At 26.9% G+C, this 11124-nt stretch carries 12 protein-coding genes; all 12 read left to right on the forward strand.

The annotated features are described in order from the left end of the window. The first annotated feature begins 6 nt into the window (after positions 1 to 6). The 12 genes from A8C32_RS05925 to A8C32_RS05980 all read left to right on the forward strand — a co-directional run bounded on the left by A8C32_RS05925 (position 7) and on the right by A8C32_RS05980 (position 11123). Positions 7 to 723 carry a class I SAM-dependent methyltransferase gene (locus A8C32_RS05925; RefSeq protein ID WP_069829519.1) on the forward strand — a complete coding sequence of 239 codons (717 nt, stop codon included), beginning with the start codon at positions 7 to 9 and terminating at the stop codon, positions 721 to 723. Then, entirely contained in the window at positions 720 to 1823 is a 1104-nt protein-coding gene (locus A8C32_RS05930) for a glycosyltransferase family 4 protein (protein WP_069829520.1), read from the forward strand. The genes A8C32_RS05925 and A8C32_RS05930 overlap by 4 nt, the downstream gene beginning before the upstream one ends. A gap of 199 nt (positions 1824 to 2022) precedes the next feature. Next, complete coding sequence (locus A8C32_RS05935) at positions 2023 to 2574, forward strand: class I SAM-dependent methyltransferase (RefSeq protein WP_069829592.1); 552 nt, start codon at positions 2023 to 2025, stop codon at positions 2572 to 2574. A gap of 3 nt (positions 2575 to 2577) precedes the next feature. Further along, a complete protein-coding gene (locus A8C32_RS05940) occupies positions 2578 to 4107 on the forward strand; it encodes a DapH/DapD/GlmU-related protein (protein WP_069829521.1) in 1530 nt (509 codons plus the stop codon). Beyond that, positions 4091 to 4960 (forward strand): glycosyltransferase family 2 protein, encoded by an 870-nt coding sequence (locus A8C32_RS05945; protein ID WP_165605798.1) that lies wholly within the window; start codon positions 4091 to 4093, stop codon positions 4958 to 4960. Before A8C32_RS05940 ends, A8C32_RS05945 begins: the two co-directional genes overlap by 17 nt. Positions 4961 to 5031: 71 nt before the next feature. Beyond that, a complete protein-coding gene (locus tag A8C32_RS05950) occupies positions 5032 to 5814 on the forward strand; it encodes a glycosyltransferase family 2 protein (protein ID WP_069829523.1) in 783 nt (260 codons plus the stop codon). Positions 5815 to 5857: 43 nt separating this feature from the next. Further along, positions 5858 to 6634: a hypothetical protein gene (locus tag A8C32_RS05955; protein ID WP_069829524.1), complete on the forward strand. Its 777-nt coding sequence runs from the start codon at positions 5858 to 5860 to the stop codon at positions 6632 to 6634. Then, a complete protein-coding gene (locus tag A8C32_RS05960) occupies positions 6634 to 7479 on the forward strand; it encodes a glycosyltransferase family 2 protein (protein ID WP_069829525.1) in 846 nt (281 codons plus the stop codon). Before A8C32_RS05955 ends, A8C32_RS05960 begins: the two co-directional genes overlap by 1 nt. Positions 7480 to 7482: 3 nt before the next feature. After that, complete coding sequence (locus A8C32_RS05965) at positions 7483 to 8292, forward strand: polysaccharide pyruvyl transferase family protein (protein ID WP_069829526.1); 810 nt, start codon at positions 7483 to 7485, stop codon at positions 8290 to 8292. A gap of 2 nt (positions 8293 to 8294) precedes the next feature. Beyond that, on the forward strand, positions 8295 to 9335 hold the full coding sequence (locus A8C32_RS05970; RefSeq protein ID WP_069829527.1) for a glycosyltransferase family protein: 1041 nt from the start codon (positions 8295 to 8297) through the stop codon (positions 9333 to 9335). Continuing rightward, the gene (locus A8C32_RS05975) at positions 9328 to 10284 is read left to right on the forward strand and encodes a glycosyltransferase family 2 protein (RefSeq protein ID WP_069829528.1); all 957 of its coding nucleotides are present in this window, start codon (positions 9328 to 9330) and stop codon (positions 10282 to 10284) included. The genes A8C32_RS05970 and A8C32_RS05975 overlap by 8 nt, the downstream gene beginning before the upstream one ends. Continuing rightward, a complete protein-coding gene (locus A8C32_RS05980) occupies positions 10284 to 11123 on the forward strand; it encodes a glycosyltransferase family 2 protein (protein WP_069829529.1) in 840 nt (279 codons plus the stop codon). Before A8C32_RS05975 ends, A8C32_RS05980 begins: the two co-directional genes overlap by 1 nt. Position 11124 lies beyond the last annotated feature (1 nt).

The raw sequence follows: 11124 nt of genomic DNA on the forward strand, positions 1-11124 counted from the left end.
TTCCTTATGAATAATTTTATAAACATTAATCTTAATAATTCCAATATAGATATTTTTTACATTCGAGCATCTATTTTGAAAGGGATTAATGAATCGATGCATTTGTTTTCTGGAAATTTGTTAGATGTTGGTTGTGGAAAAATGCCTTACAAAGATCATATATTATCAAAAAGTAATATTACTAAATATATAGGTTTAGATATTGAAACATCTATAATTTATGATTCTAATATTAAACCAGATTATACATGGAATGGAGTAAAAATGCCATTTGAAAATGAAATATTTGATACAGCATTTGGAACAGAAGTCTTAGAACATTGTCCAAAACCAGAAATTATTTTAAACGAAATATTTAGAGTACTTAAACCAGGAGGAATATTATTTGGAACAATCCCTTTTTTATGGCCTTTGCATGAAGTTCCGAATGATGAGTATAGGTACACACCGTTTTCTTTGGAAAGGCTTCTTCTTAGTAGTGGTTTTGAAAATATTGAGATAAAGTCTACAGGAGGATGGCACGCATCTATGGCTCAAATGCTTGGTTTATGGGTTAGAAGGAGTCCAATGTCTTCAAGGAAAAGAAAAATATTAGTAAGGCTTTTTAAGCCAATAATTAAGAAGTTAATTAATCTAGATAAAAATATAAAAATTGATTTTAAAGAGAGTCAAATGATTACAGGATTAATATTTACCGTCAAAAAACCAACTGCTTCCAAATGAATTTAGCCATTTTTTCAATAAATAAGAAAACCTATTCAGAAACTTTTATAACAGCGCATAAAACATTGCTTGACGGTAATATTTATTCTTATTATGGTAGTCATATTGAAAATATAAAGTTAGAAAATTCTCAAGAAGAGCTATTTGGTTATACCATTTTTCAAAAAATTATTAGAAAATTAGTTAAATCATATAGAATAAAGACAACTAAACAAGCATTATTACGCAATTCACTTTTAAAAAATAAGATTGATGTGATACTTGTAGAATACGGAACGTTGGCTCATAAATTACTTCCTTTATTTAGAATATATAATAAACCTTTTATTGTTCATTTTCATGGTTATGATGCTTCAGTTAGGAGTGTTATAGAAGAATGTAATAACTACAAAGAGGTTTTTTCAAGAGCAAGAGGAGTGATAGCTGTTTCTAAAGTGATGAAAAAAAAGCTATTAGATTTAGGGTGCGAAAAAGAGAAACTACATTATAATACTTATGGACCAAATGATTCGTTTTTAAATGTTAAACCTAATTATGAAGAGAAACTTTTAGTAGGAATAGGAAGGTTTGTAGATAAAAAAGCACCTTATTTAACGATTTTAGCATTTTCAAAAGTTTTAAAAGTTCTACCCGATGCAAATCTAGTTCTAGCAGGAGATGGACATTTGTTAAATACATGTAAAAACCTTGTAGAATATTTAAAAATTAATAATTCAGTTTCTTTTCCAGGTAGTATTTCAGCAAAAGAATTTAAAGAAATATTATCACAATGCCGAGCTTTTGTTCAGCATAGTATAATAAGTGGAGAAGGTGATATGGAAGGAACTCCAGTGGCTATTATAGAAGCTCAAGCTGCATCAATACCCGTAATTTCAACACTTCATGCAGGTATTCCAGATGTCGTTTTACAGGGAGAAACAGGTATTCTTGTAGATGAAAAAGATGTAGATGGTATGGCAAAAGGAATGATTAAGCTATTAGAAAATAAAAGTTTAGCTAAGCAAATGGGGGAAAATGGACATGAGAATATTTTTAAGAATTTTACAATGTCAAAACATATAGATAATTTAAATGCAATAATTAAAGATGTAATTACTTAAAAAATATTAATTTGTAAGTTAGTTAGTGTTGTTTTAGTTTAAAAGGCTCCAGTTACAAGCCTAAGAAAGATTTAAAACATCTAAGTTTATGATTTAAAACTATATTAAAATTACAAAAGCCTAATAAGTAATGAGTTTTATTAAAAAGAATATTAAAAATCTAAAAAAAAGAGTTAAAAAAATTATATCTTATCTTAAGATGAGAACTGAATTAAAAAACAAAAGAAAGATAAATGTTGGTTCTGGTAATCTAGCTTTTAATAATGATTGGTTCTCATGTGATATTGAAATACTTGATATAACTAAAAAAACAGATTGGTACTTGTTATTAGGGTATTATAAAGTTTCAAATATATTTGCAGAACACGTTTGGGAGCATTTAGATGATAAGGATACAGATATAGCTAATAAAAATTGTTACAGGTTTTTAAAAAAAAATGGTAGATTAAGAATAGCAGTTCCCGATGGATATCATCCCAGTAAGGATTATATAGATTATGTTAAACCAAATGGTACTGGTTTAGGCGCAGATGATCATAAAATACTTTACAATTATTCTATAATGAAAGAAAAACTAGAGAAAATAGGTTTCAAAGTAAAATTGCTTGAGTATTGGGATGAACATGGTGTTTTTCATCATGAAGATTGGAAGGATAAACATGGTAAAGTTATGAGGTCTAAACGCTATGATCTTAGAAATGCAGATGGTTCATTAAGTTATACATCTTTAATTGTTGACGCTATAAAATAGAATTTGAAACTAGCTCCCATTATATTATTTGTTTACAATCGTGCAGCTCATACGAGAAAGGTACTAGAAGCCCTGTTTTTAAATGATTTGGCAAAAGAAAGTACACTTTATATATACAGTGATGGACCAAAAGAGAATGCTACTAATGAAGAATTAGAAAAAATTCAAGAGGTTCGAAATGTTATTAAGGAAAAACAATGGTGTAAAGAAGTACATATTGTTGAGCATAAAACAAACTATGGATTAGCTTCAAATATAATAAAGGGAGTTACCGAAATAATTGAGAAGGATGGGAATATTATTGTTCTGGAAGATGATATAGTTACGTCCAAAGGTTTTTTAAAGTATATGAATGACGCTTTATCTTTTTATAAAAACGAAGATAGAGTTATGCATATTTCAGGTTACATGTACCCTCATAAAGACCAACTACCAGAAACCTTCTTTTTTAACGTGCCACTTTGTTGGGGATGGGCAACATGGAAAGAATCTTGGACTAATTTTAATAAAGATTCTGTTTATTTATGGAATGAAATAAAAAATAGAAACCTCGTTTACGAATTAGATAAATTTGGAGGAGATTATTTAAGTAGCCAATTAGCACATAATATTACAGGAAAACTTAATACTTGGTTTATTAAGTGGCATACATCAGTATTGTTAAATAATGGGCTAACACTATATCCAAAACAATCTCTTGTTGATAATATAGGATTTGATAGCACAGGAGTTCATAAAGGAAAAGATAAAAAGTTTAAGAATCCTATTTTAGCCGATAATATAAAAATAGAAAAGGTTGATATTATTGAAAATGAAAAAGCTAAAGAACTAGTAAAAGCTTTTTATAAAGAAAAATTAAACTTATCTAAGAAGAAATATAAAGAAAAGCTAAAAGTAAAACTTAGAAGTTTATTTTTTAAAGTATTTCCAGATGTTAAAAATACCATTCAAAATATACCAAAAGTTAATTTAAATAAAACTTATATTGGTAATCATTGCAAAATTTACCCTTTAGCGAGGATTAAAAATAGTTTAATAGGAAACTATACATATATCGCAGAAAACTCAGTAATAAGTAATACAATTATAGGCAAATTTTGCTCTATTGGGCCAAACTTAATGTCAGGTTGGGGGTATCATCCTACTAATGGAATATCAACACATCCTATGTTTTATTCCACAAGAAAGCAAAATGGAATGACATTATCTAAAGAAGATAAATTACAAGAATCTCTTCCAATTACTATAGGTAATGATGTTTTTGTAGGAATGAATGTTACCATATTAGATGGTGTTTCTATAGGAGATGGAGCAGTTATAGGAGCAGGAGCTCTTGTTTCTAAAGATATTCCACCTTATGCCATTGCTGTTGGTAACCCTATTAAAATAATTAATTATAGGTTTAAAGACGAGATTATTAATGAAATGTTGAAAGTTAACTGGTGGAACTTAAATGAAGATAAGTTATCCGAAATAGAAAAGCATTTTTTTGATGTTGAAAAATATCTATCATATTTTGAAAGAAAAAAATAAAATATCAATCATAACACCAGTTTATAATCAAGTTGAGTTTATAGAACAAACGATACTATCAGTTATAAATCAAGATTATAAAAATTTAGAATATATTATAATTGATGGAGGTAGTAATGATGGTACATTAGATATTATAAAAAAATATGATAAGCATATTACAAAATGGATAAGTGAACCAGATAAAGGTATGTATGACGCCATTCATAAAGGGTTTATGCACTCTACTGGAGATATAATGGCTTGGATTAATAGCGATGATATTTTAATGCCCAATGCTTTTAAGCATATGAATGCTATATTTAATGACTTACCTAATGTAAATTGGGTACAAGGTCTAAATGGTTTTATAGATTTAAAAGGACAATTAATTAATAGTTTTTATCCTAAAAAATTTAGTTTGCTAAAATTTTTGAATCATGAATATAAATTTATACAGCAAGAATCTACTTTTTGGAGGCGTACTTTATGGGAAAAAGCAGGAAGTGAAATTAGAAGAGATTTAAAATTAGCTGGAGATTTCGAGTTGTGGTTTCGCTTTTTTAAGTATGATAAATTATATACATCTAACCTTCCAATAGGAGCATGGAGAAAGCGAGAAGGTCAACTATCAGGAAAACAAATGGCTAACTATTTAGAGGAAGTAAGATTAGTAATTAATGAGTACAAACAAACACAAAGTGAAAAAAAAGCGTTAAAAAAAATAAAGAATTTAGATATAATAATAGCAGTTTTAAAAAAAATAAAAATTTTGAATACCCAATATTTTTTAAATAAAAAAGAAAGCTATCTAAATTTAAGAAGAATAGAAATCACATATTCATATAATAATAATAAATTTATTGTTGTATGAAAATAATCTTATTTTCTAGTATTGTAAAAAATGAGATTACAGTTATTTATAAAATTTTAAGTTCTTAAAGTATGTTTCATCTTTCTATTATTACTATAAATTATAATAATAAAGCAGGTTTAGAGCTTACAGTCAAGAGTGTTCAAAACCAACAATCATCTAACTATGAACATATAATTATTGACGGCGGTAGTACAGATGGAAGTAAAGATGTTATTTTAGAGAATAAACATAGTTTTAGCTATTGGGTAAGCGAACCAGATTCAGGTATTTATAATGCTATGAATAAAGGTATAAAAGTAGCCAAAGGAACATATTTGCTATTTTTAAATAGTGGAGACCATTTTTATAAGGATAACGTTTTAAAGCAATATAGTAAGTATATAATTGATAAAGATATTATTTATTTTAACTTAAATGTTGTTGATAGTAAAGAGGCATATATAAAGACGTATCCAAACGTATTATCCTTTTCATATTTTACAAAAGATACTTTACCACATCCAGCAACATTTATAAACAAAGAAGTTTTTAAAAAGACAAGCTTATATTATGAGCAATTTAAAATAGTCTCAGATTGGAAATTTTTTATTGATGCCATTTGTAAATACAACGCATCATACATACAAATAGATGAAACGTTAAGTACTTTTTATTTTGATGGAGGTATTAGTTCAAACCCAGCAAATAAAAAGATAAGGCAAAGTGAAAGAAAACAAGTTTTAGAAAATGAATACAGGTCCTATTTTCAAGACGTTAAAGATGTTTTATTCTATAAATCGATTGTAGATAATTTAAGAAAGTCTAGGATAATTAAATTATTAGTGAGATTAGGTTTTTTGCATAAGTTTTAATAGAAAATAGAGATTAAAGAAAAGTTTCTAGTTGTAATAAAAAATGAAAACTCCAACAATAAATATATTAACCAGAACAGCTTCAAGACCTATAGGTTTTTTAAGGTGCCACAGTTCAATATCTAACCAAACCTATAAAAAAACACAGCATATAGTATCCTATGAAAACGATAGCGATTATAATTATATAAAAGGAGACAACATTGTACCTGTTAAAGTAAATAAAATAGAAAAGAGTAATAAAAAGAGTGCGTCAGGATATATACATGCACCTTATAATTTGCACTGTAATAAATTGTTAGAGCAAGTAAAAGAAGGATGGGTAATGTTTTTAGATGATGACGATAACTTGCTTCATAATAAAGTATTTAAAGAAATTGTAGACGTTTTAAAAAATTGTAACGAAGAAACTTTGTTAATTTGGAAGATGCGATATCCAGACGGGAGAACATTACCCGAAGCTAAAAATTTTAAAGACGAGTCTATACAGATTAATAAAATTGGATCATGTTGTTTTATGTTTCATTCTAAATACAAGGATGAAATAAAATGGGATGAATGGAAAGGTTCAGATTTTAGATTTTTAAATGGTATTAGTAAAAAAATACCTAATAAAATGTGGATAAATAGAGTTTATATACAAATAAATAATTTTGGTGATTTTGGTAAGCAAAACGATGTAGATAGTCTTTTAAATACATGTATCTATAATAAAAATTGGAATTGGTATTTACTTCCCAAATATCATATGGATATACTGGGACTAAAAATTTTTAGCAAAACGTTTTATTCAAAATTAAAAAATAGAATATTTAGATAATGGCTTTAATATCATTAATAGTATTATCAAAAACAGATAACGAAGATGTTTTTAAAATGAACTTAAATTGTTTTAAAAGTTTCATTTTAAGTGCAGAAAAAGCTAATTTTAGCTATGAAATCATTTTGGTTGAAAGTAATAAAAAAGTAGCCTATAATTATAAAGTAGACAAATTAAAAATTGTTACACCTAATAAAGAATTTAATTTCCATACTTTTTTAAATATAGGTGTTGATAATGCTAAAGGAGATTTGTATGTGTTAAGTAATAATGATGTTGTTTATTCAGAAAATTGGTTGGTCGAATTAGATAAAGTACGTAAACTTAATAAAGAAATACTTTCATTTTCGCCATACGACTCTAAATCAAATAAATTACCAAAACAAAGTATAGCTGAAAATGATTTTGTGCTAGGTTATGATATACAAAAACACCTTACTGGGTGGTGTATCATAGCAGACAAAAAGGTGTTTAAAAGCATTAAAAAATTAGATGAAAGATTTAATTTTTATTATGCAGATAATGATTATGCCATGAAGCTAATAAAATATAATATTAAACATGCATTAGTAACAAAAGCCTTGGTACAACATTTAGAATGGCAAAGTAGCAGTAATGAATCAATATCCAAACCTAAAGGCGATTTACCAAAAGACACTCCAAAATATATTATTAGAGAAAACTGGACATGGGTTTTAAATAATCGAAAAATGATAGAAGGACTTATTATTTTTCATAATAAGTGGGGAAGTAGAAAGATTATTAAGATAAAATTATTAGTTTCAAAATTCTTATTAAAAATAGGTTTCGGGTTTTTAAATAGATATGTAGTCTATAACAATTAAAAAATGATAATAAGGTTACATTGGTGGAAAGAATTTAGAGCAGATAAGTTGCAAAACTATGGCGATTTAATGTCTAAATATTTAGTTGAAAAATTTTCTAAAAAGAAAGTATTTGCAACCAGAGACCCATTAAATAAAATTTTAAAAAAAATTATAAAACCCTATTATATTGTAATAGGTAGTGTAATAGGAGCAGCCAATAAAAATGCAATAGTATGGGGTAGTGGTATTATTACTAAAAATCAAGATGTGGGTAAAGCAACTTTTTTAGCAGTAAGAGGACCTAAAACAAGAAAACGTTTAATAACGTTAGGGTATAATGTTCCAGAAGTATATGGAGATCCTGCTATTTTATTACCCAATTTTATTAAGTCAAAAGGAGTTAAAAAATATGATATAGGTATTATTCCTCATTTTGTAGATTATAATTTAGTATTTAAGTTATTTCAAAATAATCCACAGATAAAAGTAATTAATTTACTCACTAATTCTGTAGAAAAAACAACAGAACAGATTTTAGAATGTAAACAAATTATTTCATCTTCATTACACGGCGTAATTGTAGGACATGCTTATAGAATATCTTCAATTTGGGTCAAGTTTTTAGATAATTTATCGGGTGATGATGTCAAGTTTTACGATTATTTTGAATCGATGAATATCAATTACAAAAAGGTAATATCAATCCACCCAAAGGCATTAAATGAAGAAAAAATAAATACGCTTTTTAGCAACAATAAAGCGATATTACTTCCGGAAATAGAAATGTTTCAAACCAGACAAAAAGAATTATTAAACTCTTGTCCATTTTAAGCATGAGAAAAGGAAAAAATATATCAAAAAATGAATTATTAAATTTGGCTGATTGCAGTCATAGGATTATAATTCCATTATATATTCCAAATTTGGAGGGTTACTATAAAGAGGCCTTCGAAATTTTTAAAATGTGTTTGTTTTCCATTAATAGAACAAGCATTTCTCTAGTTAAAATTTCAGTAATAAGTAATAACTGTTGTGAAGAAGTTAATAATAAATTGTTTGAGTTATATCAAAAAAAGGATATTGATGAGTTAATTATAGAACAAGAAGCCATAGGTAAAATAAATAGTATATTAAAGGCATTAAGAACAGTTGAAGAGCGTCTTATTACCATAACAGACGCCGATGTTTTATTTTTAAATAATTGGGAAAAGGAAGTTATTAAAGTTTTTAAAGCATATCCTAAAGCAGGTATGGTAAGTCCTGTACCTATTTTTAGAACACATTTAAGGTATACTAAAAACATATGGTTTCGCTATTTTTTTTCAAATAAATTAAAGTTTAGAAAAGTGAAAAATCCTGAGGCTATGACCAGATTTGCTAATAGTCTGGGATGGTCTTATTTAAGTGAGAAACTCAAAGATGTTGTACTTACGTTAGAAGCTAAGAATAAAACATTAGCAGTCGTAGGAAATGCACATTTTGTAGGAACCTATAAAAGAGAAGTATTTAAATTGTTACCCGAAGGAAATAGTGACTATTTACTTGGAGGAAATAGCGAAAAACTATACACAGATATACCTGTTATAAAATCGGGAGGTTATAGGTTAGCAACCTACAATAATTATGCGTATCATTTAGGGAATAAATTAGAAGATTGGATGGTTGACGAATTCGATAATTTAATTCAAGAAACTAAAAAATATGAAGATTTTAATGACCTGAAAAAGCTTAAACCTAGTAAATTGAATTATATAATATCAGAAAAACTATTTGGAAAGCTATTTTATAATAAACTATTTAAGAACTTAAGCTTTAAACTTAAAGGATTAAACAAAACTCAATTAGCTAATTTTTTAGATAATAATTATGAATAAAGAATTGGTTTCTATTATTATACCTGTATTTAATCGCGAGTTAATTGTAAAAAAAACATTAGATAGTATAATAGAACAAACTTATACGAATTGGGAATGTATTATTGTAGATGATGGTAGTACCGATAATACAGAGAAAACTATAGCTAAATATATCCAACAAGATAGTAGATTTAAATATGCTAAAAGACCAAAGCATTTAATTAAGGGAGCAAACAGTTGTAGAAATTATGGATTCACTTTAGCCAAAGGAAAATATATTAATTGGTTTGATAGTGACGATTTAATGCAACCTAATTTTCTAGAAGAAAAGGTTAAAAGTTTTACAAACCAAACTCATGCTGTAATTCATAGAAATAATTATGCAAATTATCAATTAACTCAATTTAGAGATAGTAAATTTGAATACAAAAACGGAAAATCTCTATTTTATAATTATGCTATGGAATTTATTGAAATTCAAACCTGTGGTTTCATGTGGAAACATGATTTTTTAAAAGATAAAAAACTATTTGATGAAGCAATTCAACGCTATCAAGATAATGAGTTTCATATACGAATGTTATCTGTAGAGTTATTTAATTTTAAAATTTTAGATAAAGTACTAGCTACGATAAGAAGTGGTGATGGACACGATAGTCAAATAAGTGCAAAGGTAAATGTAACTAAACAAAAGCTGTATGATGTATTTTATTGCCGTTTTCAATGTTTAAAATTAGCAAAAGACAAAGATTTCAATTTGGGCAATGTATTTAACAAAGTTATTTCAAAAAAAACGTTATGGTCATTTTATGCAGGATTACGATTTGAAACTAGTTTAATAAAGCGTATTAAGGATGTTGTTAAATATTACTCAAGACTACATTTGGTTTATTCTAACCCTCAAATGTCTTATTTAGACATTTTTAAGTCTCAATTTTATATTCTTAAAATAGTATTTTTTAGATAATGATTTCTATAATTATTCCTATATATAATCGAGAACATTTAATAGAAGAAACCCTTCAATCTATTATTGATCAAACCAATACAAATTGGGAGTGTATTATTGTGGATGATGGTAGTACAGACAATACAATAGAAGTAACAAAGCGAATTATTAAAAATGATACGCGTTTTAAATTATTAAAAAGACCAAGCCATATAATAAAGGGACCAAGCGCCTGCAGGAATTTAGCAATAACAAAAGTAAAAGGTAGTTATATTCAGTTTTTTGATAGTGATGATGTTATGCACAAAGATCATCTTAAGTTAAAACGAGAAGCTATTAAAAATAATGATTTAGTTGTTTGTAAATTAAAATCATTTGCAGGGGCATTTAATGCTAATTTGTTTATAGAAAAAGATTTAACTTCCAATATTTTACCATCAAAGAACATATTTGAAGATTTTGTATGTGGCACATTCCCTATGATGATGGTTGCGCCACTATGGAAAACAGAGAGCTTAAAACCTTATTTACCAATTCGTGAAGATTTACATATATTGGAAGATCATGAATTATATGCACGAGCACTTTTTGAAACAAAAAAGGTAGCCATAATCAATCAGTCATTAATCTTTTATAGAGTAGGAGAAACCTCTTCAATAAATCAATTTTATAGTGAAGTAGCTTTAGCAGAACGTAATTTTGAATCAGCAAAAAAATGTTTAAATTTTATAAATGCAGAGCACTTGTGTTATAATTTAAAATTAAAACGAAAGTATTTTAGAATTTCTTTTTTCTATTCTATTTTTAGAATAGTTAAAAAAGGAGATACTAAATTTAAACCCTTATTTAAACTCTAAG

The organism is Flavivirga aquatica (assembly GCF_001747085.1).
In the GTDB taxonomy this organism is placed as follows: Bacteria; Bacteroidota; Bacteroidia; order Flavobacteriales; family Flavobacteriaceae; genus Algibacter_C; species Algibacter_C aquatica.